Below are 26,878 nucleotides of genomic sequence, written 5' to 3'. Positions count from 1 at the left end.
GGACTGGGGGAAGAGGGCAGGAAATGACACTCAGCGCATCGTCCGGCGTGGCCGGCGGTGAGCCAAGTTAACCCGTGTTTTGATGGACTGCGTTCTGCAACCTTGGAGAGATTGGATGAAACTCAACAAACTGGCTGGTGTAATCGGATTCACCGCAGCTACCCTGTTTTCCGTCAGCACCTTGGCTGCCGGTGTGGATAAAAACCTGCCGGATTACACTCCGACCAGCGGCATCTCGGGCAACCTGTCCTCTGTCGGCTCGGACACCCTGGCCAACATGATGACCCTGTGGGCCGAAGAATTTAAGCGCATGTACCCCAACGTCAACGTGCAGATCCAGGCCGCCGGTTCCTCCACCGCGCCGACCGCACTGACCGAAGGCGTTGCCCAGTTCGGCCCCATGAGCCGCGCCATGAAATCCGGCGAGGAAGAGGCCTTCGAGAAGCGCTACGGTTACAAGCCGACCGCCATCCGCGTCGCGGTCGATGCCCTGGCGGTGTTCGTCAACAAGGACAACCCCATCAAGGGGCTGACCATGCCGCAACTGGACGCCATCTTCTCCAGCACCCTCAAGTGCGGCGAAGCCAAGGCCGCCACCAAGTGGGCTGATCTGGGTCTGGACGGCAACTGGTCTTCCAAGGATCTGCAACTGTTCGGTCGCAACTCGGTGTCCGGTACCTACGGTTACTTCAAGGAACACGCCCTGTGCAACGGTGACTTCAAGAGCGGCGTGAACGAGCAGCCGGGTTCTGCCTCCGTGGTGCAGTCCGTCTCCTCCTCCCTGAACGGCATCGGCTACTCCGGTATCGGTTACGTCACCTCCGGCGTGCGCGCCGTACCGCTCTCCAAGGATGGCAAGACCTTCATCGAAGCGACCTCTGACAACGCCATCACCGGCAAATACCCGCTGTCGCGCTTCCTGTACGTCTACGTGAACAAGCACCCGAACAAGCCGCTCTCTCCGATGGAGCAAGAGTTCCTGAAGATGGTGCTCTCCAAGGCGGGCCAGAACATCGTTGCCAAAGATGGCTACGTACCGGTACCGGCCAAGGTGGTCGAAGCCGACCTGAAGAAACTGGGCATCATGTAAGCCGGTTTCCTTTGCCAGACGGGCCCTGCGGGGCCCGTTTTGTTTTTTGGTTGCAGTCCGATTGCGGTATGTGACCGCTTTCGCCAGACCGGGTGATTTGTCGACTTGCACCGGACGCCCGCATTTCCGAAAATAGGGCATCTTTATGGTGAAGGACACCTCCATGACATCTCCCCTGTTCAAGCTTGGCCTGGCGGCACTCTGTTCCACCCTGCTCGCCAGCTGTGCCCAGTCTCCCACCGGCCGCAGCCAGATGCTGCTGTTCTCGCCCCAGCAGATGAGCAAGCTGGGGGCCGACTCCTTCGAAGAGATGAAGAAGCAGGAGAAGGTGAGCACGGATGCGAAGATGAACGCCTATGTCTCCTGCGTGGCCAAGGCGGTGACCGCCCAGGTGCCGAGCCAGTACGGCATCACCAGCTGGGAAGTGGTGGTGTTTGACTCCAAGCAGGTCAACGCCTTCGCCCTGCCCGGCGGCAAGATCGGGGTCTACAGCGGCCTGCTCAAGGTAGCCAAGAACCAGGATCAGCTCGCCACCGTCATCGGCCACGAGCTGACCCACGTGCTGGCCCAGCACTCCAACGAGCGGCTCTCCCGCAGCCAGCTGACCGGCCTTGGCCTGGCGGCGGCCGACATCGCCATGGGCAGCAGCGAATACCGCGGTGCCACCATGGCGGCGCTGGGGCTCGGGGTGGAGGTCGGCGTCATGCTGCCCTATGGCCGCGAGCAGGAGAGCGAGGCGGACAGGCTGGGGCTGGATCTGATGGCCCGCGCCGGTTTCAATCCCGCCGAAGCCATTCCCCTGTGGCAGAACATGAGCGCGGCCGCGGGCGGCAATGCACCGCCCCAGCTGCTCTCCACCCACCCCAGCAACGAGAACCGGATCGCCGAGCTGCAGACCCAGCAGGCTGAAGCCGTGCCGCTCTACGAGCAGGCCCGCGCCTCCGGGCTGGTACCCCAATGCAAGGCATAAGCCTGCGCATGGCGTGGCCCGATGACGCCGCCGCCATGACGGTGATGCAGCGGGCCAGCTGGCTCGCCGCATACGGCGGCGTGCTCGGTGCCGACATGCTGGCCCAGCTGGCGGTGACCGAGCATCTACAGATCTGGCAGCGCCGGCTGGCGGAGACAGGCCCAAGGCCCATGCTGCTGTGTCAGGACGAAGTGGTGATCGGCCTGCTCTACTGGCAGCCGGAGACGACGGGGGAGTACCCCACCGCCTGGATCCGCGCTTTTTACCTGCACCCCGACCACTGGCGTCAGGGCCACGGCAAGCGGCTATGGCAGGCGGTGGCGATGCAGATGCGGCGCGCCGGCTGTGAAGGCGTCAGATTGTGGCTGCTCGATGGCAACCACATCGGCGAGGGGTTCTACCTGCGCCGCGGCTTCATGTTCGATGGTCAGGAGCGCACCCTGATGAGCCTCGGCCAGCCCTGCCTGCAGCGACAAATGTTTCGTTTGCTTTGATCTCTCTCCCGTTTTTCGCCTCTGGTCACTTTATTTTTTTTGCGAATTAATACAATGTCCCCCTCTGGACAGGCTGAGGTGAGGCGACTCATCGACAAGGGAGTGTGGCATGTATTACGGCTTTGATATTGGTGGCACCAAGATAGCGTTCGCTGTGTATGACGGCGCCTTGAATCTCTGTCACGAGGAGCGCATGAGCACTCCCGGCAATGATTACGAAGGGCTGCAGCAGCTGATCCGCGCGCGGGTCGAACAGGCGGATGCCCGTTTCGGCGCCCGTGGTGCGGTGGGTATCGGCTTCCCCGGCATTCTCAACCGGCACGATCACAGCATAGTGGCGGCCAATCTGCCTTCCATCAATGGTCGCCACCTGGGCGCCGATCTGGCCGAACTGCTGGAGCGCCCGGTCAAGGTGGACAACGATGCCAACTGCTTCCTCTGGTCCGAGGTACATCAGGGGGCGGCGGCAGGGGCCGACAGCGCCCTCGGCGTTACCATCGGCACCGGCATCGGTGGCGCCGTCTATCTGGCGGGCAAGCTCATCCAGGGCCGCAACTGGCTGGCGGGGGAGATAGGCCACTACCCGCTGCCGGCCACCATGCTGATGAAGTACCCCGACCTGCCTCGTCCCCGTTGCGGCTGCGGCCGTCTGGTCTGTTTTGAAACCTATGCCTCCGGCACCGGGCTGGAGCGGCTCTACCATCACTTCCACGGTCAGCGTGCCAGCGGCCACCAGATAGTGGGGCGCTTCGAGGCGCATGAGCCCCATGCGGTGGCCACGGTCGACTGCTGGCTCGAGATCATGGCTGCCGGGCTGGCCACCGCCATCTCGGTGGTCGACCCCGACGTGGTGGTGCTGGGGGGCGGCCTGAGCGGCCTGCCGGCGCTCTACGAACAGCTGCCGCTGCGCCTGCCTGGCCATCTGCTGCCCGGGGTCGCCCTGCCCGAGATCCGCGAGGCCCGTTTCGGCGGCGCCGGCGGGGTGCGCGGGGCCGCCTTGCTCAATTTATGAGATCAGATCCGGGGTCTGATCTCCCCAATAAAGGAGTCCATCATGACCTCTCTTGAAATCTGTATCGACAATCTGGAATCCCTGTTTACCGCCCAGGAGGCTGGCGCGAATCGCATCGAGCTCTGCTCTGCGCTGGGGCTGGGCGGCCTGACTCCCTCCTATGGCTTCATGCAGCTGGCGGCGCGCCATGCCACCGTTCCCGTCTACGCCATGATCCGGCCCCGGGCCGGCGACTTCTGCTTTGGCGACGGGGAGTTCGAGATGATGCTGCAGGATATCGCGGCGGCCCGCGCCGCCGGCCTGCAAGGGGTGGTGGTCGGTCTGCTGGACGAGCAGGGACGGGTACCTGCCGCCAAACTCATCCAGCTGGTGGAGGCGGCAGGGCCTCTTGGCGTTACCTTCCACCGCGCCATCGACCTCTCCTCCGACTGGCGCCTCGACTTGGAGACCATAGTCGCCGCCGGCTGCGAGCGCATTCTGAGCTCGGGCCATGCGCCGACCGCGCTGGCGGGGCTGGAGACCCTGCAGGCGATGCAGCAGGCGCTGGCGGGGCGGGCCAGCCTGATGCCGGGCGCCGGGGTCAATACCGACAACGTGCGCACCATAGTGGAGTTCACCGGGGTGAACGAGGTACACATGTCCGGTATGGGCTGGCGCGGCGGCATGGTGCCCCATGGCGTCAACATGGGCACCTCGGACGATGGCCGGGTCAATATTACCGACGGCGCCAAGGTGGCGGCGGTGCGGGCTCTGCTGGACAAGGCCTGATACGGACCGAGCGGCGACAGGATGTCTCGTCATGGGGCATCAACATGGGCACTTCGGACGATGGCCGGGTCAATATTACCGACGGCGCCAAAGTTGCCGCGGTACGGGCTCTGCTGGACAGGGCCTGATACCGGCTCGGCGAAGGAGATAATCCTACGAAACAGAAGGGCGCCGCGTGTCGGCGCCCCTCTGCCGGCTAGTGTGAACTCTCTCCCACGGTGGGGGAAATCAGGCGCCAGGCCGGCAGCACCCGGCGCAAAAGTCTGATATTATCCCGTCTCTTTTACCCTCAGGACCCGGAGCAACTTCTCAATGTCCCAATACGACTCTATCGAACAGAAGGCCAGCTATGGCATCGGCCGCAACATGGGTGATCAACTGGCGCAGCAAGCCTTCGCCGGTCTGGATATCCCGGCCCTGCAGCAAGGTCTGGCAGATGCCCTGAATGGTCTGGAGTTCGCGGTCAGCCGTGACGATATCAACGATGCCTTCCAGGTCATCACTGCCCGTATGCAGGAAGAGCAGGAAGCCGTTGCCAAGGCTGCCGCCGCCGAAGGCGAAGCCTTCCTGGCCGACAACGCCAAGCGCGCCGAAGTGAAGACCACCGAGTCCGGTCTGCAGTACGAAGTGCTGGTGGAAGGCAACGGTGCCGTACCGGTAGCCGGTCAGTCCGTCCGTGTGCACTACCACGGTACTTTCACCCACGGTGGTGTGTTCGACAGCTCCGTCGCCCGCGGCCAGCCGGCCGAATTCCCGGTAACTGGCGTGATCGCCGGCTGGGTAGAAGCGCTGCAACTGATGCCGGTTGGTTCCAAGTGGAAGCTCTACATTCCGCAGGATCTGGCCTACGGCGCACGCGGTGCCGGTTCCATCCCGCCGTACTCCGCGCTGGTATTCGAAGTGGAGCTGCTGGACATCCTGTGATCCGGCTGGCTTGATTGATACGGACGGCGACCCTCGGGTCGCCGTCTGTTTTTTTGGTTCATCGCGGCTTTCCGGGGAAGGCCGCCTTGATTTTCAGAAAAAAGTATTCTGAGTCCCTAAATCCATATGCCATACGCTTTATCACTTTGATCTTGTTGTTCACCCCTTCCAGCACACTCGTGTGCATCGGGTAGTTTGCACTCGCCAGGATCCCCCGCATATATTTCGATAAATTTCGACCAAATCGTTGCAGCGGCGCTAGCCCGCTTTCCTTCACCTGCCGCATCCAGCTCCGCCATCGTCGCCATCCTTCCCACACGCTCGGCGCATACCAGATGCCCTTCAACCCCTCTTTCAGCACGTACACCATCGCCAGCGGTTGATTCGCCGCCAACAGCTCCTGCAACTTCACATCCTGTTTTTCACTCAACTTCGCCCGATTACGTAGCAGCAACCAACGCGCACTTTTGACCACTTTTCGCGCCGGTTTATCGCTTTTCAGTGCATTCGCCTGCTCCACTCGCACCCGGTCCACCACCTCTCGGCCATAGCGAGCCACCACGTGGAACAGGTCGTAGACCACCTCCGCCTGCGGGCAGTGTTGCTTCACCTCCAGGTCGAACGCCGTGTTCATGTCCATCGCCACCGCTTCAATCTGCTGGCATCGCTCGCCGAGCTGCTCGAAGAAGGGACGGATAGCGGCCCGGCTGTTGCCGTGCCCCACCCACAGGACGCGGGTTCGCTCGGCATCCATGATCACGGTGGCATAGCGGTGTCCCTTGTGCAGGGCAAACTCATCCATCACCAGCCGCCGCACCTCCCCAAGTTCGATGGTGCCCACACTGGTCTGCAAACGGCGCTTGTCGATCTCCTTGATGGTGTGCCAACCGACCCCGGTGAGCTGGCTGACATGGCGGATGGGGAGGTACTGAACGAGCGCTTCAATCCAGCACTGCATGCGCCGGGTGAGGCGGGAGCCAGAGGGGAGCCAGTCGATATGTTCACTGACGCGACCACAGCGCAGACAGTCGACGCGGCGAACAGGCAGTTGTAACCAGACTTGTCGGTCAAATAGGTCTCGCTCACGCACCCGGCGGATACGTTGGTCGTGGATCAATGGCGTGGGTTGCAGGCATCGGCGACAACGGGGCAAGAAGTCGGCGCGAGGCTCAAGGGTAAACAGGGTGTGATGGTTGGCAGAAAGCGCTTGGGCGATGACGGTATAACCTGGCCAGAAGGAGGCAATATCAATATGATGCACGGCGACAGCAGGGTGATGGTGGTGGTGTGTTTGGAGACAGCCAGTTTACCAGCACCCTGTCTGTCAACTTCCACTTCCCCAAGATCCCGCGAAGAACCGTTTTTTTGCGCCGCGCACGGCGGGGCATGGGCAGCGCCTGCGCTTTTGGATATAGTCATGGCTCCTGCTGGGAGAGCGCCCATGGCTGCCATCATTGAAGTCGTCGATCTCGTCAAGCACTTCCCCGGCGTGAAAGCGGTGGATGGGCTCAGCTTTGCCATTCCTGCCGGCAGCTGTTTCGGCCTGCTCGGCCCGAACGGGGCAGGCAAGACCACCACCATCGAACTGCTGGAGGGGATCCTCACCCCGGACAGCGGCCAGATCCTGTTCCACGGTGCCCCCCGCGGCCCCGACTATCGCTCCCGCATCGGCATCCAGTTCCAGCACACGGCGCTGCAGGATTTCCTGACGGTGCGCGATACCCTGCGCCTGTTTGCCAGCCTCTACCCGGCCCCCTTGCCCCAGGCCCAGCTCATCGAGCTGTGTGCCTTGGGGGAATTTATCGATCGGGACAGTCGCAAGCTCTCCGGCGGTCAGCGGCAACGGCTGCTGCTGGCGCTGGCGCTGCTCGGCGACCCAGAGCTTTTGTTTCTGGACGAGCCCACCACGGGGCTCGATCCCCAGGCCCGCCATCACTTCTGGCAGCGCATCGAGGCGATCAAGGCGCAGGGCAAGACGGTGGTGCTCACCACCCACTACATGGACGAGGCCCAGCAGCTGTGCGATCAGATTGCCATCGTCGATCACGGCCATCTGCTCAGCCTGGATACCCCGGTCGCCCTGCTGGCCCAGCATTTTGACGGCGTGCTGGTGCGCCTTGCGGCTCATCCGGCCCTCGCCAGTCTCGGCTATCCCCTGCGCCCGCTTGGCGAGCAGGTGGAGCTGAGCTGTCCTGACGTGGCGGACTTGCTGCCACGGCTGCTGAGCCTGGGCGTGCCACTGACCGGCATGCAGGTGCGCTCCCCCAATCTGGAGGATCTCTTCCTCCACCTGACCGGCCACAGCCTGCGGAGCGGCGCATGAAGGCGGCCCCGTGGTACCCCGCAGCGGTATCTGCCGGCATGTCGCCCCAGCCTGCCAGCCCAAGGAGCACCAGATGACCGGATCCCTCAAGCGCATCGGGGCGCTCTTCTATGCCCGCAACCTGGAGTTCGTGCGGGATCGGGCGGCGCTTGTCTGGAACCTGGCCTTTCCGCTGTTGCTGGTGCTGGGGTTCACCCTCATCTTCTCCGGCCCGCCCAAGCCGCTGGTGCAGATGGGGGTGGTGGGGGAGCTGCCCGCAGCCTATGCCCCGCTGCGCGCCGTGCCGCTGCTCAAGCTCATCCCTTATGACGAGGAGGAGAAGGGCCGACTCAAGGTGCGCCACCATCAGCTGGATCTGCTGCTCTCGCCCGGCACGGGCCGTTACTGGATCAACCCGGACGCCCCCCAGGGAGCCATGGCCGAGTATCTGCTGCGCCAGGCCGTGCCGGCGCAGCTCACACGAGAGACCCTGAGCGGGCGGGCCATTCGCTACGGCGACTGGCTGCTGCCCGGGGTGATCGGCATGAACCTGATGTTCTCCGGCCTGTTCGGGGTGGGCTTCGTCATCGTTCGTTACCGCAAGAACGGGGTGCTCAAGCGGCTGCGGGCCACCCCGCTCTCGGCCGCCGAGTTTCTCTGTGCCCAGCTGCTGTCGCGCATCCTGATCACCCTGGTGGTGAGCCTGCTGGTGTTTTTGGTGGCTTACTTCTTGCTCGGAGTGCCGCTGCTGGGCTCGGGCTGGCTGCTGCTGTTGATCGCCCTGCTGGGCGGGGCGTCCATGGCGTCTCTCGGCCTGCTGGTGGCGGCCCGCATCCAGAACGAGGAGCTGGCGAGCGGGCTGCTCAACGTCATCAGCATGCCGATGATGTTTCTCTCCGGCGTCTGGTTCTCGCTGGAAGGGGCCCCCGCCTGGCTGCAGCAGCTGGCGGCCTGGCTGCCGCTCAGCCAGATCATCGCGGCGGCCCGCGCCGTCATGCTGGAAGGAGCAGGCTGGGCCGAGGTGGCGGCGCCACTGGGCTGGGTCCTGCTGTTTACGCTCTGCTGCATCACCCTGGGCAGTGCCCTGTTCAAATGGAGCCACCGATGAAGTCACTACAGCTGGTTGGCGGGGCCCTGCTGGCCCTGCTGTTGAGTCTGCCGGCCAGTGCCGGCGCCATGCGCTGCAAGAATGCGCTGATCACCGAAGGGGACAGCACCGCCGAGATGCTGCTCAAGTGCGGCGAACCCATGCTGCGCGAGGAGCTGACCCGCAACGAGGAGAATCAATTCGGCAACCTGATGCAGGTGAAGTATGGGGAGCGCTGGACCTACAACTTCGGCAAGAACGAGTTCATGCGCTTCGTCACCGTGCGCAACGGGGTGATCACCGACATCGAAAACGGCCCGCGCGGCGAGTAGCCGGCGGGCAAAGACGTGCATGGACGCAGACTACAAAACAGAAAGGACTATGGAAGTTACCCCAACAGCAGGGTGGTGTGACGCAGGCCGCGAACCTCCAGATTGATCTGCCGGGCCAGACTCAGGGTCTGACGGCAGGTCAGGCTCTCCAGATTGATCTCACCGCCGCTGAACTCGAACCGCCCGTGGGCCTCCACCATGAAGCTGCCGTGATGGAAGCTCTTGATGTAGCGGGCAATCTGGCGGGGAGACAAGTTCTTGAACACCTTCATCACAAAACACCTGTTGCGTGGACAGGGCACACTATGGCGTTGCCAGGTGACACGGATGTGACAGTTTGTAGAGGTTTGTATGAATCCGGCTTGTCCTCTACCCGCATTGGCCGTCCATGTGGAGTGGGAGTGAAAAAAGGCTGCCATGACAAGCCGTTACCCCGATATACTGCGGGCAGTTTAACGCCATGAACAAGAAGGGTCTGCGTGTGGAATGGGTGGATGTGGTGGATGGAAACAATCAGGTGGTCGGGGTTGCCGAGCGTGCCAAGGTGCGGCGGGAGAACCTCTGCCACCGCGCCAGCTATATCTTGGTGCTCGACGAGGCTGACCGCATCCTGGTGCAGCGCCGCACCCTCAGCAAGGACTTCTGCCCCGGTATGCTGGATGCCTGCGCCGGTGGCGTGGTCACCACGGGCGAGCAGATGGAGCCCTCCGCCCGCCGCGAACTGGCCGAGGAGCTGGGGATCTGCGATGTGCCGCTCGAGGCATTCGGTGACTTCTATGCCGAAGGGGAGGGGTATCGGGTCTGGGGCGGTCTCTTCAGCTGCCGCTATCAGGGACCGCTGCAACTGCAGGTCGAAGAGGTGAGCGAGGTGTGCTGGATGAGCCAGGCGGAGATCGCCGCGCGGGCCGCCGAATTTACCCCCGACTCCCTGCTCGCCATCGCCACCTGGCAGGCGCGGCGCTGACGCACACCCAGCATGCAAAACGGGCAGCCACTGGCTGCCCGTTTTGTTTCGGGGCGGGGGATGTTAGACCAGCCTGAGCCGGCGGTTGGTGCGCCCGCACGGACTGGCGCCGGCGAGCCAGTGGCCCTGCCACTCGGTGACCAGACGCAGCAGCGGGTATTCCAGATCGAGCCGGGTCACCACCAGCTGACCAACGCCATCGCCGATGACCGGCTCGCCGCTGGCCAGATCGATGATCTCGATGAGGCAGCTTTCGTTGACGATGAAGCCGTGGCCGGGCTGGCTCTCATAGGCGATCACCCCCGCATCCTGCAGCAGCAGGCAGTTGAGCGCCCGGATGCCGTGCACCGCCTGCAGCGGCCGGGTATCGGGGTGGGAGGATTCGCACAGCAGGGCGCAGCGCAGGCTGTCGCTAGGCACGTCGGCCCGTTCCGCCGCCTCCAGCAGATCCAGCAGCACCGCCAGCGGCCCGACGAACCCGGTCGGTTCATAGCGCTGCAGTGCCTCCAGCTGGCGCCCGGTATCGTGGGGGCCGCAGGGCACCACGGGCGCACCCAGCTGGCGGGCGCCGTTGTCGAAGATGAAGGCGGTGGGGCTGATGTGGTAGTCGTGACCGTTGAGCAATACCTCCCCGGCCTTGAAACCGGCGGCGAACAGGGCGCGCGCCGCCCCCCACCAGTCGGCACCGGCGTACTCGGGAATAGCCAGCTGGCCCGGGCAGGCGAAGACCCGCAGCGCCTGGCTGGCGGGGCGGCCGGTGAGGCCGGCAAAGGGCGGATGAGCCTGCTGGGCGGCGAACAATTCGCTGGCGTTGAGCAGGGGCAGGCTGGTCAGCTCGCCCAGATCCTGCAGGCGGCGCTGGCGGTAGGCACTGGAATAACCGGCGCAGTACTGGCCGACATGGGTAAGCAGGTGATTGAGTTGATCCAGTTGTTGCTGCTCTCGCAAGGCGGAGGGGCGAATTTCCAGTCCATCGTAATAGTGCTGCATGAGGCCTCCTTGGTCGGCTGATCCTGCTCAAGGTTAGCCCAAAAGGTGAACGGGATCGGGGTCTGTGTCACATGACGGGAGTGGGGTAGACTGGAGCCCCTGCCATCCAGTTGAGGACGAGAGATCATGATAGCGATTGGCCAAGCCCTGCCCGCGGGCGAATTCACCTTCATCACCGCCGAGGGCAAGCAGCAGCGGGATAGCCAAAGCCTGTTTGGCGGCAAGCGGGTGGTGCTGTTTGCGGTGCCCGGCGCCTTTACCCCCACCTGTTCCAACGCCCACCTGCCGGGTTATGTGGTGTTGGCGGACGAGTTCAAGGCCAAGGACGTCGATGCCATCTGCTGTCTGTCGGTCAACGACGCCTTCGTGATGAAGGCGTGGCAGGATGCCCAGAACGCCGAGGCCATCACCATGCTGGCCGACGGCGACGGCAGCTGGACTCGGGCACTGGGTCTGGCGAAGGAGACCGGAGCCTTTGGTGGCGTGCGCGCCCAGCGCTTTGCACTCATCGCCAACGATGGCGTGGTCGAGCAGCTGTTCGTGGAGGCGCCCGGCAAGTTCGAGGTGTCGGATGCCCAGAGCCTGCTGGCGGCGCTGTAAAATATCAATCGTCGTTTGATTTTCCCTTGAAATGGAAAGTCGGCCCGCTACACTGGGCCCACTTCTGCAAAGAGCCGGGCCATCGCCTGGCTCTTGCGTTTGCTGGCGATGGAATGGAGATGTTATGACCCTGGCTTTTGTTGCCCTGATTGCCGGACTGGCACTGCTGGTCTGGAGTGCGGACAAGTTTGTCGATGGCGCCGCCGCCACTGCCCGTTACGCCGGCATGCCGCCGCTGCTGATCGGCATGGTGATCATCGGCTTTGGCACCTCGGTCCCCGAGATGGTGGTCTCCGCGCTGGCGGCCTCCCAGGGCAACCCCGGCCTTGCGCTCGGCAACGCCTATGGCTCCAACATCACCAATATCGCCCTGATCCTGGGGTTGACCGCCCTGATCAGCCCCATCGCGGTGGCCTCTCAGGTGGTGCGCAAGGAGATCCCCATCCTGCTCGGCATCACCCTGCTCTCCGGCGCCCTGCTGCTGGACGGTCATCTGGACCGCACGGATGCCGTCATCCTCGGCGTGGTGTTCGTTGGCCTGATGGGCTGGTCGATCCGGGCCGGCATGCGCGGCAAGGGGGATGCGCTGGATGCGGAAACCGAGGAGAGCATCGACAGCGAGGGGATGTCCCTCAAGGCGGCCATCGGCTGGCTCATCGTCGGGCTGGTGCTGCTGATTGCGGCCTCCCGCCTGCTGGTGTGGGGGGCGGTGACCATCGCCCAGGCGCTTGGCATCAGCGATCTGGTGATTGGCCTCACCATCGTCGCCGTCGGCACCTCGTTGCCGGAGCTCGCCTCATCCCTCATCGCCATTCGCAAGAACGAGCACGATCTGGCCCTTGGCAACGTGCTCGGCTCCAACCTGTTCAACACCCTGGCGGTGGTGGGGATCGCGGCGGGGATCCACCCGCTCGAGGTGGCACCGGAAGTGCTCTCCCGCGACTGGAGCGTGATGATGGGGCTGACCCTGTTGCTGCTGTTGATGTGCCTGGGCCGCAAGGGGCAGGGGCGGATCAACCGGCTGGAGGGGGGCCTGCTGCTCGCCTGCTTCGTCGGCTACACCGGCTGGTTGCTGGCCAGCCAGTTCATCTAGCCGTTTGTGCTGGATGAAACGAAAGAGGGGAAGCCGCGGCTTCCCCTCTTTGCATCCGGCCTGTTGTCAGGCGACCGCCACCAGCTTCTGCCCTTTCTGGCTGCTGTCCAGAATCAGGATGCTCGCCTTGGGGAAGAAGTTGAAGGTGGAGGCCGAGGCCCAGGTGTAGGCCCCCATCACCCGGCCCACCACCAGCTCGCCGATGGCCAGGTCCGGCAGCATGATGCCGTCACGGATCACGTCCACGCTGTCGCAGGTGGGGCCTGAGAGCACCGAGTTGTGCAGCTCGCCGCGAACCAGCGGGGTGCTCACCGGGTAGGTGACGTGATCGTAGAGCTGACCGTTGTAGCTGCCGTAGAGACCGTCATCCAGGTAGTACCAGATCTTGTCGCCGCGATGGGCCTTGCCCATCACGCTGGAGACCGAGGTCATGGCCGGCGCGCTGATGAAGCGGCCCGGCTCGGCAATCTTCTGCACCGTGGCCGGCAGCTTGGCCAGCGCCTCGCGGATCGGCGCGCAGAAGCCGTCGATGTCGAACTCACCGCCCTCATAATCCACCGGGAAGCCACCGCCGATATCCAGTACCCAGGGCTTGAGGCCGAGCTCCCAGGCCTGCTCCATGATCTCGCGGCAGGCGTCGATGGCCTGCACGTGGCGGCGGGCGTGGGGCACCTGGGAGCCGACGTGGAATGACAGCCCCATCACCTTGATCCCCTTGGCGTGGGCCAGTTGCAGCAGCGGCAGCGCCTGCTCCGGGGTACAGCCGAACTTCTTGGAAAGGTCGACTTTGGTCTCGGGGTTGGGGAAGCTGACCCGCAGCAGCAATTTCACTTCATCCTTGTAGGGGATGAACTTCTCCAGCTCCAGCGGGTTGTCGTAGACAAACACGGTGCAGCCGTACTCCAGCGCATAGCGAATGTCGCTGTCGCGCTTGATGGGATGGGTATGAATGCAGCGTCCCGGGCGGACACCCTGACTGCGCACCAGATCCACTTCGCCATTGGTGGCCAGGTCGAAACAGGCCCCCTCTTCCTTCAAGACAGAGACCACAGCCTCGTGGGGCAGGGGCTTGAGTGCATAGTGCAATCGTACATCGGGCAGGGCGGCCGCCAGGGCCCGATACTGTTTGCGGACGGCTGCCTTGTCGAGCAGCAGCAGGGGGGAGCCGAACTGTTCAACCAGCTGACGGTAATCTTGTGCTACCAGGGTCTCGTTCATTCTCTTTTGGTCATCCTTAGGGGGCGTGATATGCCCAAGCCATATGGGGTTGAACCGGCGACGGCCGGCTCAGGCGAGCGGTCCGGAGGGACCAACCAGGCACATTGCATAACTCCATTGCAAAGTGCTTAGTTATGCGCGGAATTATCGGCTTATTGCGTTTGTGTGCAACCCTTTTGATTGGATATGTCGGCAAGTTTTTCTGGTCGAGACGAAATATCATCTTGATATGGCGGCCGTATCGGCTAGTGAAGCTGGGTCATCTGTGGCAAGTGGGAATAACTTATTGATAGTTAACGAACAAATAACAGATGGTTCGGTGCGAAAAAAAACGGCGGCCGGGGTGGCTGAGTGGGAGACAGCTCACACTTTTTGGATTACCATGCCCGCTTCCTAATCCAAACTAGTTCGGATGAAGGTAGCAGGAGAGCGATGGGCAACCATCCACCGAAGAAGTGAATCTTTCAGGTACCGGGCAACCGGTGTGGACTGCTACTGGACGATACTCTGGAGAGACCCGTTGAATCGGGCGCCGAAGGAGCAAGGCACCGTGATTGCATCGCAATCTGGCGCCGGAAACTCTCAGGCAAAAGGACAGAGGGGATGGGATGGTTGTACCTGAGCTTGGAACTGTTCACGATCGGTAACGAGAGGTCGTCAGCAAGGTAAAGAGCAGCGCAGGAACCGGAGTGTATGTAAATACATGAGGCTTCCGAGCCGCGCATGAGCCTTGATCACGACCTCGCAGCAAGAGTGTGAACAGGTTCTTGGCCCGCATCCGATCGCCTTTGGCCGATCGCGACACCTATGGGAAGATCATCCTTCTCCTCCTTAATTTCTGTTTCTTAAGGAGGATGCATGTCATCAATTCAATCGGCGCTCGCCGCCATCGATAGCTTTATCTGGGGTCCACCCCTGTTGATCCTGCTGGTCGGGACCGGTATCTATCTTACCCTGCGTCTGGGTCTGCTTCAGGTGGTGCGCTTGCCGCTTGCCCTGCGGCTGGTCTTTGGCCGCGATCAGGGTCAGGGCAAGCAGGGGGATGTCTCCAGCTTCGGCGCGCTCTGCACCGCCCTCTCCGCCACCATAGGTACCGGCAACATCGTCGGTGTGGCCACCGCCATCAAGCTGGGGGGCCCCGGCGCCCTGTTCTGGATGTGGATGGCCGCCCTGTTCGGCATGGCCACCAAGTACGCCGAGTGCCTGCTGGCGGTGAAATATCGCCAGCAGGACGCCAACGGACAGATGGCCGGCGGCCCCATGTACTATCTGGAGAAGGGGCTCGGCTCCAGGCCGCTGGCCAAGCTGTTTGCCCTGTTCGGCATCGGCGTGGCGTTTTTTGGCATCGGCACCTTCCCGCAGGTCAACGCCATCAGTGACGCCATGAGCCTCTCCTTCTCGGTACCCCGTGAAGTGACCGCCGTGGTGCTGACCCTGATCGTGGCGCTGGTGACCCTGGGGGGCATCCAGTCCATCTCCAGCGTGTCGAGCAAGGTGGTGCCCTTCATGGCCATCTTCTACATCGTCGCCTGCCTCGGTGTGCTGGTGAACAATGCCAGTGCCCTGCCGGAGGCGATCGCCCTGGTGATCGGGAGCGCCTTCACCGGCCATGCTGCCACCGGTGGCTTCGTCGGCGCCGGCATCATGCTGGCGATCCAGTCCGGGGTGGCGCGCGGGGTCTTCTCCAACGAGTCGGGACTGGGTTCTGCGCCCATCGCGGCGGCGGCGGCCAAGACCGACTCCTGTGTGGAGCAGGGGCTGGTCTCCATGACCGGTACCTTCATCGACACCATCATCATCTGCACCATGACCGGCCTGACCCTGGTGGTCACCGGGGTGTGGAGCGGCGATGTGAGCGGCGCGGCCATGACCAGTCTGGCCTTTGCCCAGGGGCTCGATGCCCATGTCGGCCAGTACCTGGTGAGCATCGGCCTGTTGTTCTTCGCCTTTACCACCATCCTTGGTTGGAACTACTACGGCGAGCGCTGCACCGAGTACCTGTTCGGGGTGAAGGCGATCAAACCCTACCGCCTCATCTATCTGGTGCTGGTGGCGAGCGGTGCCTTCCTGCATCTGGACCTGATCTGGCTGCTGGCCGACATCGTCAACGGCCTGATGGCGGTGCCCAACCTCATCGGTCTCATCGGCCTGCGCCACGTGGTGATCGCCGAGACCCGTGCCTACTTCAGCCGGGACCGGGATACGGAGTCCGAGCCCGAGCCGCAGACGGCCTGACGCTGCGATCATCCATTCCAACGAAAAGCCACGACCCGGGTCGTGGCTTTTTTTGTGGGCGTTTTTGATGAGGGGCAGGTTGTGGTGCCCGGCAGCAGGGCGCTGGGCTCACTCCTGGGTCAGCAGCGCGGTGAGCCGAGTTCGCACCCTCTCCACCAGTTCGTCCTCGCTCCCTTGCCAGTTTATGGCTTGCGCCAGGGTGGTGGAGGTACCCGGGAGAAAGCGCAGCTCGCCGCCCGCCAGCTCGTAGAAGCGACTCGCCATCCGGGTGCCTTGGTCCACATTGCCGGCCACCAGCAGCATGGCCTGGGCCAGCACGGCACCACCGTGATCCTGACCCGGCGCCAGCCAGCGCTGGGCGGTGCCGGTTACCTTGCGACCCCCGATCACCAGATTGTACTGGCCATCGCAAAACGAGCCGGGCACGAAGTCATAGCTGCCCGGGAGACCGTACTCCCCCAGCAGGGCGAGCAGCGGAGCCCCCAGCAGCCGGTAGTAGTGAGCCAGATCCGTGGTGGTGCGAGGCAGCATGAGCGACAAATTGAGGATGCCGGCGCCATGGGGCACGGCGGTGCCGCCGCTGTCGCGCACATGCACGGGCCAGCCCTCGGCGGCAAGCTGATCGCAGGCGACCTGGAAGCGGGGCAAATGGGTATCCTTGCGGGTGACGATGAGGCATTGGGGCGCCTGCCAGAGGTGGGCGCGGGGCTGGCGGTCATGGGCACACTCTCGCAGCCAGCGCTGCTCCTCGGCCAGGATCTGGTCGGGTGTCTGGTGGGCGGCTGGCGGGGGCAGCAGGGTATAAGGCATGAAAGGCATCCTTTGGCAGAGGCTGCCAAGCACAGTACGCGCGGGGGCAAACAAGGTAAAGCCCCGCATGGCGGGGCTTTGGTACAAGGATGGCGGAGTGTCAGGCCTGTGCAGCGGCGCGCTTGGGCAGCAGCAGGTTCATGATGATGGCGGTAAGACCGCCGGTGGCGACGCCGTAGGAGAGCACGCTCTTGGCCAGATCCGGCAGGTGCTGCAGCACTTCCGGCACCTGTGCCACCCCGAGGCCCATGGCTAGCGATACCGCCAGGATCATCAGGGCGCGGCGGTCGAGCTCCTCACGGGAGATGATGCGCACGCCGGCGGCGGCGATGGTGCCAAACATGACGATGGTGGCGCCCCCCAGCACGGGCTCGGGGATCTGCTGCACCAGGCTCGCCACCGCCGGGAATAGGCCGAGCAGCGCGAGCATGGCGGCGATGAACAGGCCGACGTGACGGCTGGCCACCCCGGTCAGCTGGATGACGCCGTTGTTCTGGGCGAAGGTGGACATGGGGAAGGTGGAGAAGACCGCCGCCAGCATGGAGTTGGCACCATCGGCCAGCACGCCGCCCTTGATCCGCTCCATGTAGACGGGCCCTTCCAGCGGCTCGCCGGAGATGTCGGAGGTGGCGGTCATGTCGCCGATGGCCTCGAGCGCCGTCACCACGAAGATTATGGCGAGCGGCACGAACAGCTGCCAGTCAAAGCCGAGCCCGTAGTGGAGCGGAATAGGCACCATCAGCAGCGGGCCGTCGAAGGTGGGGGCGTTGACCTTGCCCAGCAGCAGCGCCACCGCATAGCCCACCAGCATGGCGATCATGATGGCGGAGAGGCGCAGCCAGGGGTTGCGGCTACGCTGCAGCAGCACGATGAGGCCGAGCACCAGCAGGGAGAGGAAGAGGTTGGTGTGGCTGGCGAAGCTGCCGTCCGCCAGGGCGCCGTAGCCCCCCCCCATGCTGATGAGGCCCACCTTGATGAGGGTCAGGCCGATCAGCAGCACCACGATGCCGGTCACCAGCGGGGTGATGATCCGTTTGACCAGGTGCAGGAAGCGGCTCATCACCACTATGGTGAGAGCTGCCGCCAGCATGGTGCCGAACAGGGCGCCCAGCAGATCCTCGGTGGGCATGGCCGCCTGCTTGAGGGCGAGACCGGAGGCGATGATGGGGCCGAGGAAGTTGAAGCTGGTGCCCTGTACCGAGAGCAGGCCGGAACCGAGGGGGCCGAAGCGGCGGGTCTGGATGAAGGAGGCGATGCCGGACATGACCAGCGACATGGAGACGATATAGCGGGTGTCGGCGGCAGGGAGGCCGAGGGCGTTGGCGATGATGAGGGGCGGAGTGATGATGGCGACAAACATGGCGAGCATATGCTGCAGGGCGGCGAACAGGGTCTGGGGCAGGGGCGGGACATCCTCTATGCCATAGACCAGTTCGCTATGGGCTCGCCTGGGGGGATGGGCCTCTCGGGTTGCGCGTACGGCGGCAGCCTGTTCCATAAATACCTCGAATGTGTGGGGGAGGGGGCAGAAAATTGGGCGCTATTTTAGTGATTGAGAACGGGCTGACCAGCGCTAATTCGGGTTGCAACGGGTTTATTTTTTGATGGGTTGAAACGTTTGCGCATGGCGATTATGATCCGCCGGTTTGTGTGACGGCGCTCGCCCGGAAATGGCGCCGGTTGCATAGGATTTTGCCGCCGCACGGCGTAGAATGAGCCCTCTGTTGCGATTTGGAGGCTCTGGATGCTGAAGCTGTCGGAGTTCTGGAGTGCCCGTGCCCACTCCGAAGATTTTACCCTGACCCGCATGGGCTTTATGACGGTGCGTCTTCGGCTGCTCACCTGTCTGTTGATGGTAGGCTTGCCTGCCTGGGCGGTGGTGGACTGGTTGACCTTGCCCTCCGCCCAGTTCGATGAACTGTTTCAGGCCCGGATCTTCTGCCTGCTCGCCCTCTCCCCGCTCATCCCCTTCTCCTACCTCATCCATTTCAGACGTGAACGCATGAAGCTGGCGCTCGGCTACCTGATGGCGGTGATGATGCTCTTCTCCCTCATTTGCCTGCACAGCTTCGGCGCGGATCAGGAGCTGCAGGCGGGATACATGGCCTTCCCCTACCTGCTCATCAGCCTGTTCGCCATCTTCCCCATTCCGCTCTCCCTCGGCCTGCAACTGGCGGGGGGCATTCTGGTCACCATGCTGGCCGGCAACTGGCTGCTGGTGGGGCAGCCACTCTGGAGCGTGCAGACCCTCAACCAGATCTGGCTGCTGGGGCTGTTCGCCCTGGCCAGCAGCTGGGTGCAGTGCGGCCAGCTCAACATGTTGCTGCAGCTCTACCGGGAGTCCACCACCGACGAGCTGACCGGCATGATGAACCGCCGCCTGCTGATGAAACAGCTGGAGAAGGCGAGAATGAGCATGATCCGCAAGCAGGCGCCGTTCGCGGTGCTGCTGCTGGATCTGGACCGCTTCAAGCGCATCAACGACACCTTCGGCCATCTGGCGGGGGATGCGGTGCTCAAGGAGGTGGCGGCTACCCTGGCGGAGCAGCTGGAGCCCGGCATGGTGCTGGGCCGCTACGGCGGCGAGGAGTTTGCCATCCTGCTGCCCAACTGCGCCGAGCTGGCCCAGGCCAAGCGGGTGGCCGAGCGGCTGCGGGTGGCGGTGGAGGCGCGGCTGGTGAAGAGCCCCACCTCCGACGAATTGCTGGAAGTGACGGTGAGTATCGGCCTGACTCTGGCCCTGCGCGGCGAGGGGGTGGAGGATCTGCTCAATCGGGCCGACGAGTGCCTCTACATGGCCAAGATGGCCGGGCGCAACTGCGTGGTGGGGGAGCTGGGTGGCAAGCAGGCTCTGCCTGCCGCCATACAGACAGATGCCGCCTGAGGGCGGCATCTTGCTTGAGCGGGATTGAGCGGGCTCAGCCCAGCTGGTACTTGCCGGAGAGCTGCTGGGCCAGCAGCTTGAACATGTTGAACACCGCCATGGTCTTGCCGGTCGGAGTGCCATCTTCGGCCAGGAAGAACTCCCCCTTGAACACCAGGATCTCCCCCTTCTGCTCCACCGAATCGGCACGCATGCCGTGGATGAAGTCTTCGTGTTCCTTGATGATCTTGTTGGCCATCTCCAGCAGGGCAGTCTCGGTGATCAGCTCTTTTTGTGGTTGCATGCTCGTCTCCTTAAACGACTACTGGGCAGGGGCATAATGTCGGTGCACGCGGTGCGCCCTGCCTCTGATTGAAGAGGGGGCCAGCATACTGCAAACAGGGATTTTCTGTCATTGATATGACCCCGCATTTTCCCGCTTTGCTCTCTTCCCTTATCCCAGCACCAGATTTCTGAGCCAGCGGCGCTGGCGAATGCGGCGTTGCACCAGCAACACCTTGCTGAGCTCTTCCAGCAACACCACCGCCACCACCCAGGAGAGGGGCCAGCCGAGCAGGTTGACTGCGCCCCAGGCGAGCGGCAGGCCGATGCACCACATGCCGACGATGTCGATGAAGATGCTGTAGTTCACATCCCCGCCCGAGCGCAGCACCCCTATGATGCCCACCATGTTGAACACCTTGAGCAGCATGCCCAGACACATGATGGCGAGCACCTGGCCGGCCTCCGTCATCAGCTCGCCCGGCAGGTTGCCGACCCACTGCAGCAGGTGGGTCTGCAGCAGCCAGACCGCGATCCCCACCAGCAGGGCACCGATGGGGGCGAGCAGCAGGAAGAGCTGGGAGTGCTGCCAGGCAACCTCGTACTCTTCCGCCCCGAGTCGGTGGCCGAGCAGGGTGGAGCAGGCCACCGCCAGCCCGAAGAAGAGGGAGATGAGGATGCTTTCCAGTGTGCCGAGGGTGGTCATGATGGCCAGCGAATCGGTGCCAAGGTGGGCGTAAAGAAAGCCGTAGAGCAGCATGCCGAAGGCCCAGAGCCCGTCGTGGAACAAGAGCGGCAGGGCGATCAGGGTGAAGCGCACCACCTCCTTGCGCTTGAAGGCGGCCAGCCAGTCATCTTTTCGCGGGATCAGGCGCGCCTCGTAGCGTCTCACGTAGAGCAGCAGCAGGGTCGTTTGCAGCAGCCGTGAAAGGGTGGTGCCCCAGGCCGAGCCGGCCACCCCCATCGCCTCGAAACCGAAATGGCCGAAGATGAGGGCGTAGTTGAGGATGACGTTGGCGATGATGGCGATGATGCCGATGCGGGTGGGGGCGGCGGCATTGCCGACCGAGCGCAGCGCCGACTCCAGCGGCACCACCACGGCGGTGCAGAGGATGGTGGCGCCGGTGATCATCAGAAACTGATCGGCGAGGGCGCGCAGCGCGGGCTCCTGGCTGGCAAAGCCGAGCACGCTGCCCGGTGAGAGCACGTAGACGAGGGCAAACGGCAGGCTCACCAGCAGGGCCCCCACCAGCGCCAGCGCCAGCGAGCGGCGCACCCCGGCCATCTCGCCACGACCGTAATACTGTGCCGCCAACACCGAGACCCCGCCCGAGAGTCCCGCTATCACCAGCAGATTGAAGAAGAAGACCCGGTTACCCAAGCCGACCGCCGCCACAGCCGTGGTGCCAAGCTGGCTCACCATCATGATGTCGATGAGGCCGAGCAGGGAGAACATCATGGATTGCAGCGAGACCGGCAGGGCCAGCCGCCACAATCGGGTCATGAACTCACGATCGGTGGTTTGTTTTAAAATCGCTTGCCAATAATTCATTTATGTTAACCGGGTAGATAAAAAGCAAGGTTTGTCATGGGTATGATAGGAGGAGTGGCGGGCGGCTTCACTGTGAGCCTCTCTCGGCTTTCTTGTGTAAAACTATCCTGTTGAGGTGTTATGCCGTTTGTCAGCGAGTGTCTGGAAATCGCCCCGGCCTGTGAGGAGCGGATGCTGGGGCGTGAAGGGTTGCCGCTGCTCGGCGAGGCGGGCATCTTCCTGACCGGGCTCTCGAGCATCCGCGATCACTACCTGATCCGTCGCAACCGGCCGGAGTTCCACATCCTGATGGTGAGTCACGACGAGGGGGGCGCCCTGCTCACCGATGGCGGCGAGCAGCTCATCCCGGCCGGTTCGCTCATCTTCCTGCCGGCGGCAGTGCCCGGTGGTCTCAAGCTGGTGGGGGCGCAGTGGCGCACCAGCTGGATCCTGCTGGATGACGTGCCGCGCTGGCAGCACCTGCACCGGCTCGGCCACCGCATCTGGCAGGGGGAGGAGGGGGAGCAGCTCTACTACCTGCTCAGCCTGATGCAGGGGGAGGGCACGCGTTCACCGCTGCAGCCCCAGTTGCTGAGCCTGCTGCTGGCGCTCTTGGAGCGCCCCCTGCAAGGAGAGGTGCGTGGCACCCCGGAGCTCAGGTTGCAGGCGCTGTTTCGGCGGGTGGAGGCACGCCTCGACGAGCCATGGAGCGTGGCGTTGCTGGCCGATCAGATGGCCTGCTCGGTGCCCCATCTGCATCGGCTCTGCCAGCAGGCGTTCGGCATGGGGCCCATGGCGAAGGTGACCGAACTCAGAATGAACAAGGCGCGCCAGCTGCTGCTCTACACCAACTGGCCCCTCGGCGAGCTGGCCAGCCGGGTCGGTTACAGCGACGGCGCCAACTTTGCCAACCGCTTTCGCCGGCTCACTGGTCTGACCCCCGGCGCCTTTCGTCGCCTGGGTCGCAAACCTTTTGCAACGGATGTGCAAACTCTTTGAAATTAATGGCGCAAGCCCATAGGATCGGCGGACTCCTTCGTCCAGGTCATCGTTTAGGTACCCGATCCATGTTTGAAGATAATAACCAGAAACGTCCCCTCTACATCCCCTATGCCGGTCCGGCCCTGCTGGAGACCCCGCTGCTCAACAAGGGCAGCGCCTTCACCAGCGAAGAGCGCAGCAACTTCAACCTCGAAGGTTTGCTGCCCCAGAATATCGAGACCATCGAAGAGCAGGCCGAGCGGGCCTACCGTCAGTTCATGGCGTTCGGCAACGACATGGACAAGCACATCTACCTGCGCAACATCCAGGACACCAACGAGACGCTGTTCTACCGGCTGCTGACCAACCACCTGACCGAGATGCTGCCGGTCATCTACACCCCGACCGTCGGCAAGGCGTGCGAGGAGTTTTCCAACATCTACCGCCGCGCCCGTGGCCTGTTCATCTCCTATCCGGACAAGGACAGGATCGATGACATGCTGCAGAACGCCACCAAGCAGAACGTCAAGGTGATCGTGGTCACCGACGGTGAGCGGATCCTGGGCCTCGGCGATCAAGGCATCGGCGGCATGGGCATTCCCATCGGCAAACTGTCGCTCTACACCGCCTGTGGTGGCATCTCGCCGGCCTACTGCCTGCCGGTGGTGCTGGACGTGGGCACCAACAACCAGCAGCTGCTGAATGACCCCTTCTACATGGGTTGGCGCAATCCGCGCATCTCGGGTGAAGAGTATGCCGAGTTCGTCGACGCCTTCATTCAGGCGGTCAAGCGCCGCTGGCCCGACATCCTGCTGCAGTTCGAGGACTTCGCCCAGAACAACGCCATGCCGCTGCTCAATCGCTACAAGAACGAGCTCTGCTGCTTCAATGACGACATTCAGGGTACCGCCGCCGTGACCCTGGGCAGCCTCATCGCCGCCTGCAAGGCCTCCGGCACCAAGCTCTCCGAGAAGCGGGTCGCCTTCCTCGGCGCGGGCAGCGCCGGTTGTGGCATCGCCGAGCAGATCGTGGCGCAGATGAAAGCCGAGGGGCTGACCGATGCCCAGGCCCGCAGCCGGGTCTTCATGGTGGACAGATTCGGCCTCATCACCGACAAGATCCCCAACCAGCTCGACTTCCAGCGCCGTCTCTCCCAGCCGGTGGAGCGCATTGCCGACTGGCCGGTGGGGGACAACATCTCCCTGCTGGAGGTGATGGAGCACGGTCGCCCGGACATCCTGATCGGGGTCTCCGGCCAGCCGGGGCTGTTCACCGAAGAGGTGGTCAAGACCATGCACAAGCACTGTGCCCGTCCCATCATCTTCCCGCTCTCCAACCCCACCTCCCGGGTAGAGGCGACGCCGGCAGATCTGATCCGCTGGACCGACGGCCAGGCGCTGGTGGCAACCGGCAGCCCGTTTGCACCGGTGGAGTACAAGGGCAAGCGCTACGTCATCGCCCAGTGCAACAACTCCTTCATCTTCCCGGGGATCGGCCTTGGCGTCATCGCCGCCGGTGCCACCCGGGTGACCGATGCCATGCTGATGTCGGCCAGCCGCGCGCTGGCAGAGTGCTCGCCGCTGGTGAAAGGGGAGGAGGGCTCCTTGCTGCCGGATCTGGCGGACATTCACCAGGTCTCCCGCTACATCGCCAAGATGGTGGCCAAGACCGCCATGCTGCAGGGCAAGGCGGTACAGACCCCGGACGAGGTGATCGATCAATCCATCGAGGCCAACTTCTGGCGCCCCGAGTATCGTCGCTATCGCCGCACCTCCTTCTGATTTCTGCAGGAAGGCGCAAAGCAAAAGGGATGCCTCGGCATCCCTTTTTTGTGCATCGCGTTGTGGGTGGGCTTGCTCACCACCTGTTGTTATCTGCACCTCTTCACACGTCTGGCGCTGTGCTCTCTTCGTAGCTGGAATTACTGCTCGGCCGGGGCGGCGGCTGCCTCAGGGGTACCCTGAGTGCCGGTGACCCTGACTTCTACCCGGCGATCCGGTGCCAGGCAGTCGATGAGGGCGGCCCTGGCCTTGATGGCATCACACTGGCTGCCGGTGACCGGGTTGCTCTCGCCATTGCCCTGGATGCTCACCTTGTCGGCGGGCAGCCCCTTGCCGATCAGGAAGTTGGCGACCGTGCTGGCGCGGGCCTCCGACAGCGCCTGGTTGTTGGCATCCGACCCGATGCGGTCGGTGTAGCCCATCACCACGGCATTGCCATCCTTGGGCTTGACGTCGGCTATCTGCTGATAGAGCGACTCCAGCGCCTGCATCCCCTCCGGTTTCAGCTCCGCCTTGCCAAACGCAAACAGCACGTCCGAACTCAGGTTGAAGGTCTGATCCACCGGCTCGGGAGCGGGCGGTGGCGGGGGAACGACCATGGGGGCGGGGGCCGGTTCGACCGGTTTGCTGCGGTTGGGGTGGATCACCAGCTCCAGGGTGGCGGTGCTGATGTCGCTGACCCAGCGCTGGGTGCCGCTGCCCACCTTGTCATTGTCGGGATCGTCGCCGACCCGGACCATGTAGCGGTAGCGGGCCTGGATATCGACCCAGTCGTGCAGCTTGGCGGTGAGGCCGAGACCGGCCAGCGGAGCCAGGTTGTTGTCGCCGCCGTTGATGGACTTGACGTGGTAGACATAACCGCCGCCCTCGGCGAACACCGAGAAGATATCCCCCAGTGGCAACCGACCAATCACCGACAGGGTGGCGCCCTGGCTGCTGAAGTCGTTGCCCTGCACGTCCCAGTCACCGGTGGACAGGTAGCCGAGCTCAGCCCCCAGATTCTCGGTGAAGTTGTAGCCGCCGAACAGGGAGAGCGCGGTGGCGTCCTTGCTCGCATCCTTGCCAAAGTCACCCAGATCGTGAGCGATGGCCCAGCCACCTCCCACCCCGGCGTACCAGTCGTTGTCCGGCGCCGCCTGTACGCCCGTGGCTGCCAGTGCCAATGCAATCCAAACAGGTTTTACTCTTATGTTCATCGCGTATCCTCGTCGATGTCTGGTGTAGTAGGGCGCAAGCCCTGTTGTGTACAACCACCACTATTTATAGGCGATGCAGGGTTTTTAACCACTTAGGTGGTATCGAGGATGGCAATGAGCGGGGATCTGCTGGTTAGCCGAGGTACTCAGGGTGAGCGCCAGGCAATAAAAAAGGAGGCCGGATGGCCTCCTTTTCGGTCACCAAGGTGACTTACTGGGTGACTTGTTGTACGCCAGTGACGCGCACTTCTACGCGACGATCCGGGGCCAGGCAGGCGATCAGCTGGGCCTTGGCCTTGATGCCGTTGCACTGGGTGCCGGTGACCGGGTTGGCTTCGCCACGACCTTCGATGGCTACCTTGCCGGCAGGCAGACCCTTGCCGACCAGGAAGTCTGCCACGGTGCGGGCGCGGGCTTCAGACAGCTTCAGGTTGTAGGCATCGGAGCCGATGCGGTCGGTGTAACCGACGACCACGGCGCTGCCATCTTTCGGCTGTACGTCGACGATCTGCTGATACAGGGTGTTCAGGGCAGCCACGCCTTCCGGTTTCAGGGTGGATTTGCCGAAGGCAAACAGCACGTCTGAACTCAGGGCGAAGTTCTTGTCGACCACGACCGGCTCAGGAACCGGCTCGGGAGCCGGGGCTGCTACCGGTGCCACGTAAGTGGAGCGGTTCGGGTGCATCACCAGTTCCAGGGTGGCCACGCTCATGTTGGTTTCCCAGGTCTTCTGCTCGTCACCCAGGTTCCACATGTAGCGGTAACGGGCCTGCAGATCGATGAGATCAGAGAGCTTGGCGGTCACGCCCAGACCGGCCAGCGGCGCGGTACCGTTGTCGCTGCTGCCGTTGCCGTTGACGTGGTTGAAGTAGGCGCCGCCTTCTGCAAACACGGAGAAGATGTCGCCGAGCGGCAGACGAGCCAGACCGGACAGGGTTGCGCCCTGGGTCTTGAAGTCAACGCCATCGACGCCACCCTTGCCGGCGTAGAGATAACCCAGCTCGGCGCCGAAGTTATCGTTGAAGTTGTAGCCGCCAAACAGGGAGAGCGCGGTGGCATCCTTGTCGGCATCTTTGCCAAAGTCGTTCAGGTCGTGGCCATAAGCCCAACCAGCACCGATACCTGTGTACCAGTCGTTGGCAGCCTGAGCGGTGGAAGTCCCCATGGCCGCGATGGCCAGAGCAATCAGGGCGGGTGCCATTTTCATTTTCATCGTTTTATCCTCGTTGAGTTTGCCGTGCTAGGGCGTACTGCGCACTCTTCAGTTATACCGGTCACAAGTGACAATTCAGCTGTGACCTCCATGGTGAACCACGGTTGGCCTGAATGAAAAAAGAGATGGATCCTGGATACTC

Annotated in this window: 26 protein-coding genes, 1 pseudogene and 1 riboswitch; of the genes and pseudogenes, 17 read left to right on the top strand and 10 right to left on the bottom strand. The window is 63.3% G+C overall.

The window, feature by feature from the left end:
- Positions 1–115 precede the first annotated feature (115 nt).
- The 7 genes and pseudogenes from C2U40_RS15305 to C2U40_RS15275 all read left to right on the top strand — a co-directional run bounded on the left by C2U40_RS15305 (position 116) and on the right by C2U40_RS15275 (position 5,258).
- On the top strand, positions 116–1,090 hold the full coding sequence (locus C2U40_RS15305) for a PstS family phosphate ABC transporter substrate-binding protein (protein WP_011705170.1): 975 nt from the start codon (positions 116–118) through the stop codon (positions 1,088–1,090).
- A 163-nt stretch (positions 1,091–1,253) separates the two neighbouring features.
- The gene (locus tag C2U40_RS15300) at positions 1,254–2,060 is read left to right on the top strand and encodes a M48 family metallopeptidase (RefSeq protein ID WP_103828589.1); all 807 of its coding nucleotides are present in this window, start codon (positions 1,254–1,256) and stop codon (positions 2,058–2,060) included.
- The gene (locus C2U40_RS15295) at positions 2,048–2,554 is read left to right on the top strand and encodes a GNAT family N-acetyltransferase (RefSeq protein WP_103828590.1); all 507 of its coding nucleotides are present in this window, start codon (positions 2,048–2,050) and stop codon (positions 2,552–2,554) included. The genes C2U40_RS15300 and C2U40_RS15295 overlap by 13 nt, the downstream gene beginning before the upstream one ends.
- A 109-nt stretch (positions 2,555–2,663) precedes the next feature.
- A complete protein-coding gene (locus C2U40_RS15290) occupies positions 2,664–3,566 on the top strand; it encodes an ROK family protein (RefSeq protein WP_017408554.1) in 903 nt (300 codons plus the stop codon).
- Between the two features lie 42 nt (positions 3,567–3,608).
- A complete protein-coding gene (locus C2U40_RS15285) occupies positions 3,609–4,334 on the top strand; it encodes a copper homeostasis protein CutC (protein WP_103828591.1) in 726 nt (241 codons plus the stop codon).
- 35 nt (positions 4,335–4,369) lie between these two features.
- A pseudogene (locus C2U40_RS15280) lies at positions 4,370–4,462 on the top strand (copper homeostasis protein CutC); the annotation flags it as partial.
- Positions 4,463–4,646: 184 nt separating this feature from the next.
- The gene (locus C2U40_RS15275; protein ID WP_005298548.1) at positions 4,647–5,258 is read left to right on the top strand and encodes an FKBP-type peptidyl-prolyl cis-trans isomerase; all 612 of its coding nucleotides are present in this window, start codon (positions 4,647–4,649) and stop codon (positions 5,256–5,258) included.
- A 58-nt stretch (positions 5,259–5,316) separates the two neighbouring features.
- On the opposite strand, the gene C2U40_RS15270 is transcribed toward C2U40_RS15275, so the two are convergent.
- Complete coding sequence (locus tag C2U40_RS15270) at positions 5,317–6,519, bottom strand: ISL3-like element ISAeme19 family transposase (RefSeq protein ID WP_081000878.1); 1,203 nt, start codon at positions 6,517–6,519, stop codon at positions 5,317–5,319.
- 180 nt (positions 6,520–6,699) lie between these two features.
- Between C2U40_RS15270 and C2U40_RS15265 the strand changes: the two genes are divergently transcribed.
- From C2U40_RS15265 to C2U40_RS15255, 3 genes are all read left to right on the top strand, one after another.
- Positions 6,700–7,581: an ABC transporter ATP-binding protein gene (locus tag C2U40_RS15265; protein ID WP_039216056.1), complete on the top strand. Its 882-nt coding sequence runs from the start codon at positions 6,700–6,702 to the stop codon at positions 7,579–7,581.
- Between the two features lie 73 nt (positions 7,582–7,654).
- The gene (locus tag C2U40_RS15260; RefSeq protein WP_077096204.1) at positions 7,655–8,668 is read left to right on the top strand and encodes an ABC transporter permease; all 1,014 of its coding nucleotides are present in this window, start codon (positions 7,655–7,657) and stop codon (positions 8,666–8,668) included.
- Positions 8,653–8,979: a DUF2845 domain-containing protein gene (locus C2U40_RS15255; RefSeq protein ID WP_181014963.1), complete on the top strand. Its 327-nt coding sequence runs from the start codon at positions 8,653–8,655 to the stop codon at positions 8,977–8,979. Before C2U40_RS15260 ends, C2U40_RS15255 begins: the two co-directional genes overlap by 16 nt.
- A gap of 56 nt (positions 8,980–9,035) precedes the next feature.
- Here the strand turns inward: C2U40_RS15255 and C2U40_RS26150 are convergent, their stop codons facing one another.
- A complete protein-coding gene (locus tag C2U40_RS26150; RefSeq protein WP_016349931.1) occupies positions 9,036–9,251 on the bottom strand; it encodes a DUF1107 domain-containing protein in 216 nt (71 codons plus the stop codon).
- A gap of 188 nt (positions 9,252–9,439) precedes the next feature.
- Here C2U40_RS26150 and yfcD point away from each other — a divergent pair, with 188 nt between their 5' ends.
- Entirely contained in the window at positions 9,440–9,943 is a 504-nt protein-coding gene (gene yfcD / locus C2U40_RS15245) for an NUDIX hydrolase YfcD (RefSeq protein WP_103829168.1), read from the top strand.
- Between the two features lie 63 nt (positions 9,944–10,006).
- On the opposite strand, the gene C2U40_RS15240 is transcribed toward yfcD, so the two are convergent.
- Complete coding sequence (locus C2U40_RS15240; RefSeq protein WP_103829167.1) at positions 10,007–10,933, bottom strand: phenylacetate--CoA ligase family protein; 927 nt, start codon at positions 10,931–10,933, stop codon at positions 10,007–10,009.
- A 126-nt stretch (positions 10,934–11,059) separates the two neighbouring features.
- Here C2U40_RS15240 and C2U40_RS15235 point away from each other — a divergent pair, with 126 nt between their 5' ends.
- Positions 11,060–11,533 (top strand): peroxiredoxin, encoded by a 474-nt coding sequence (locus C2U40_RS15235; protein WP_103829166.1) that lies wholly within the window; start codon positions 11,060–11,062, stop codon positions 11,531–11,533.
- 124 nt (positions 11,534–11,657) lie between these two features.
- On the top strand, positions 11,658–12,626 hold the full coding sequence (locus tag C2U40_RS15230; protein WP_103829165.1) for a calcium/sodium antiporter: 969 nt from the start codon (positions 11,658–11,660) through the stop codon (positions 12,624–12,626).
- Positions 12,627–12,692: 66 nt separating this feature from the next.
- Here the strand turns inward: C2U40_RS15230 and C2U40_RS15225 are convergent, their stop codons facing one another.
- Positions 12,693–13,844: a type III PLP-dependent enzyme gene (locus tag C2U40_RS15225; protein WP_045528471.1), complete on the bottom strand. Its 1,152-nt coding sequence runs from the start codon at positions 13,842–13,844 to the stop codon at positions 12,693–12,695.
- A gap of 497 nt (positions 13,845–14,341) precedes the next feature.
- A riboswitch (glycine riboswitch) is annotated at positions 14,342–14,452 on the top strand.
- A gap of 250 nt (positions 14,453–14,702) precedes the next feature.
- On the opposite strand from C2U40_RS15225, the gene C2U40_RS15220 reads away from it, so the two are divergent.
- Entirely contained in the window at positions 14,703–16,079 is a 1,377-nt protein-coding gene (locus tag C2U40_RS15220) for an alanine/glycine:cation symporter family protein (RefSeq protein ID WP_102989148.1), read from the top strand.
- A 108-nt stretch (positions 16,080–16,187) separates the two neighbouring features.
- On the opposite strand, the gene C2U40_RS15215 is transcribed toward C2U40_RS15220, so the two are convergent.
- Together C2U40_RS15215 and C2U40_RS15210 are read right to left on the bottom strand one after the other, a co-directional pair.
- Positions 16,188–16,889: a lipoyl protein ligase domain-containing protein gene (locus C2U40_RS15215; protein WP_103829164.1), complete on the bottom strand. Its 702-nt coding sequence runs from the start codon at positions 16,887–16,889 to the stop codon at positions 16,188–16,190.
- A 100-nt stretch (positions 16,890–16,989) separates the two neighbouring features.
- Positions 16,990–18,387: a nucleobase:cation symporter-2 family protein gene (locus tag C2U40_RS15210; RefSeq protein ID WP_103829163.1), complete on the bottom strand. Its 1,398-nt coding sequence runs from the start codon at positions 18,385–18,387 to the stop codon at positions 16,990–16,992.
- A gap of 246 nt (positions 18,388–18,633) precedes the next feature.
- Here C2U40_RS15210 and C2U40_RS15205 point away from each other — a divergent pair, with 246 nt between their 5' ends.
- Entirely contained in the window at positions 18,634–19,773 is a 1,140-nt protein-coding gene (locus tag C2U40_RS15205) for a GGDEF domain-containing protein (protein WP_049048344.1), read from the top strand.
- A 34-nt stretch (positions 19,774–19,807) separates the two neighbouring features.
- Here C2U40_RS15205 and C2U40_RS15200 read toward each other — a convergent pair whose 3' ends face one another.
- Both C2U40_RS15200 and C2U40_RS15195 read right to left on the bottom strand, forming a co-directional pair.
- Positions 19,808–20,056, bottom strand: coding sequence for a YciN family protein (locus C2U40_RS15200; RefSeq protein ID WP_005298586.1), 249 nt, complete (start codon positions 20,054–20,056; stop codon positions 19,808–19,810).
- A gap of 150 nt (positions 20,057–20,206) precedes the next feature.
- Entirely contained in the window at positions 20,207–21,586 is a 1,380-nt protein-coding gene (locus C2U40_RS15195) for an MATE family efflux transporter (RefSeq protein ID WP_049048342.1), read from the bottom strand.
- Positions 21,587–21,706: 120 nt separating this feature from the next.
- Here C2U40_RS15195 and C2U40_RS15190 point away from each other — a divergent pair, with 120 nt between their 5' ends.
- Together C2U40_RS15190 and C2U40_RS15185 are read left to right on the top strand one after the other, a co-directional pair.
- Entirely contained in the window at positions 21,707–22,564 is an 858-nt protein-coding gene (locus C2U40_RS15190) for a helix-turn-helix transcriptional regulator (protein WP_181014962.1), read from the top strand.
- Positions 22,565–22,632: 68 nt separating this feature from the next.
- Positions 22,633–24,327, top strand: coding sequence for an NAD-dependent malic enzyme (locus tag C2U40_RS15185; RefSeq protein WP_103829162.1), 1,695 nt, complete (start codon positions 22,633–22,635; stop codon positions 24,325–24,327).
- A gap of 140 nt (positions 24,328–24,467) precedes the next feature.
- Here the strand turns inward: C2U40_RS15185 and C2U40_RS15180 are convergent, their stop codons facing one another.
- Both C2U40_RS15180 and ompA read right to left on the bottom strand, forming a co-directional pair.
- A complete protein-coding gene (locus tag C2U40_RS15180) occupies positions 24,468–25,523 on the bottom strand; it encodes an OmpA family protein (protein ID WP_104467490.1) in 1,056 nt (351 codons plus the stop codon).
- Between the two features lie 211 nt (positions 25,524–25,734).
- On the bottom strand, positions 25,735–26,736 hold the full coding sequence (gene ompA / locus C2U40_RS15175) for a porin OmpA (RefSeq protein WP_016349943.1): 1,002 nt from the start codon (positions 26,734–26,736) through the stop codon (positions 25,735–25,737).
- Positions 26,737–26,878 lie beyond the last annotated feature (142 nt).

Origin of the sequence: Aeromonas sp. ASNIH4 (assembly GCF_002934425.1) — a bacterium.
GTDB lineage: Bacteria > Pseudomonadota > Gammaproteobacteria > Enterobacterales > Aeromonadaceae > Aeromonas > Aeromonas hydrophila.
Note: the sequence above shows the minus strand (reverse complement) of the source record. Positions and strands in the feature narration are given on the sequence as shown.

Coding starts and splice junctions, on each gene's coding strand:
- C2U40_RS15300 (WP_103828589.1), top strand. CDS start 1,254: ATGACATCTCCCCTGTTCAAGCTTGGCCTGGCGGCACTCTGTTCCACC.
- C2U40_RS15190 (WP_181014962.1), top strand. CDS start 21,707: ATGCCGTTTGTCAGCGAGTGTCTGGAAATCGCCCCGGCCTGTGAGGAG.
- C2U40_RS15265 (WP_039216056.1), top strand. CDS start 6,700: ATGGCTGCCATCATTGAAGTCGTCGATCTCGTCAAGCACTTCCCCGGC.
- C2U40_RS15180 (WP_104467490.1), bottom strand. CDS start 25,523: ATGAACATAAGAGTAAAACCTGTTTGGATTGCATTGGCACTGGCAGCC.
- C2U40_RS15225 (WP_045528471.1), bottom strand. CDS start 13,844: ATGAACGAGACCCTGGTAGCACAAGATTACCGTCAGCTGGTTGAACAG.
- C2U40_RS15285 (WP_103828591.1), top strand. CDS start 3,609: ATGACCTCTCTTGAAATCTGTATCGACAATCTGGAATCCCTGTTTACC.
- C2U40_RS15260 (WP_077096204.1), top strand. CDS start 7,655: ATGACCGGATCCCTCAAGCGCATCGGGGCGCTCTTCTATGCCCGCAAC.
- yfcD (WP_103829168.1), top strand. CDS start 9,440: ATGAACAAGAAGGGTCTGCGTGTGGAATGGGTGGATGTGGTGGATGGA.
- C2U40_RS15295 (WP_103828590.1), top strand. CDS start 2,048: ATGCAAGGCATAAGCCTGCGCATGGCGTGGCCCGATGACGCCGCCGCC.
- C2U40_RS15205 (WP_049048344.1), top strand. CDS start 18,634: ATGCTGAAGCTGTCGGAGTTCTGGAGTGCCCGTGCCCACTCCGAAGAT.
- C2U40_RS15215 (WP_103829164.1), bottom strand. CDS start 16,889: ATGCCTTATACCCTGCTGCCCCCGCCAGCCGCCCACCAGACACCCGAC.
- C2U40_RS15210 (WP_103829163.1), bottom strand. CDS start 18,387: ATGGAACAGGCTGCCGCCGTACGCGCAACCCGAGAGGCCCATCCCCCC.
- C2U40_RS26150 (WP_016349931.1), bottom strand. CDS start 9,251: ATGAAGGTGTTCAAGAACTTGTCTCCCCGCCAGATTGCCCGCTACATC.
- C2U40_RS15200 (WP_005298586.1), bottom strand. CDS start 20,056: ATGCAACCACAAAAAGAGCTGATCACCGAGACTGCCCTGCTGGAGATG.
- C2U40_RS15235 (WP_103829166.1), top strand. CDS start 11,060: ATGATAGCGATTGGCCAAGCCCTGCCCGCGGGCGAATTCACCTTCATC.
- C2U40_RS15290 (WP_017408554.1), top strand. CDS start 2,664: ATGTATTACGGCTTTGATATTGGTGGCACCAAGATAGCGTTCGCTGTG.
- C2U40_RS15305 (WP_011705170.1), top strand. CDS start 116: ATGAAACTCAACAAACTGGCTGGTGTAATCGGATTCACCGCAGCTACC.
- C2U40_RS15220 (WP_102989148.1), top strand. CDS start 14,703: ATGTCATCAATTCAATCGGCGCTCGCCGCCATCGATAGCTTTATCTGG.
- C2U40_RS15255 (WP_181014963.1), top strand. CDS start 8,653: ATGGAGCCACCGATGAAGTCACTACAGCTGGTTGGCGGGGCCCTGCTG.
- C2U40_RS15230 (WP_103829165.1), top strand. CDS start 11,658: ATGACCCTGGCTTTTGTTGCCCTGATTGCCGGACTGGCACTGCTGGTC.
- C2U40_RS15195 (WP_049048342.1), bottom strand. CDS start 21,586: ATGAATTATTGGCAAGCGATTTTAAAACAAACCACCGATCGTGAGTTC.
- C2U40_RS15275 (WP_005298548.1), top strand. CDS start 4,647: ATGTCCCAATACGACTCTATCGAACAGAAGGCCAGCTATGGCATCGGC.
- C2U40_RS15185 (WP_103829162.1), top strand. CDS start 22,633: ATGTTTGAAGATAATAACCAGAAACGTCCCCTCTACATCCCCTATGCC.
- C2U40_RS15240 (WP_103829167.1), bottom strand. CDS start 10,933: ATGCAGCACTATTACGATGGACTGGAAATTCGCCCCTCCGCCTTGCGA.
- ompA (WP_016349943.1), bottom strand. CDS start 26,736: ATGAAAATGAAAATGGCACCCGCCCTGATTGCTCTGGCCATCGCGGCC.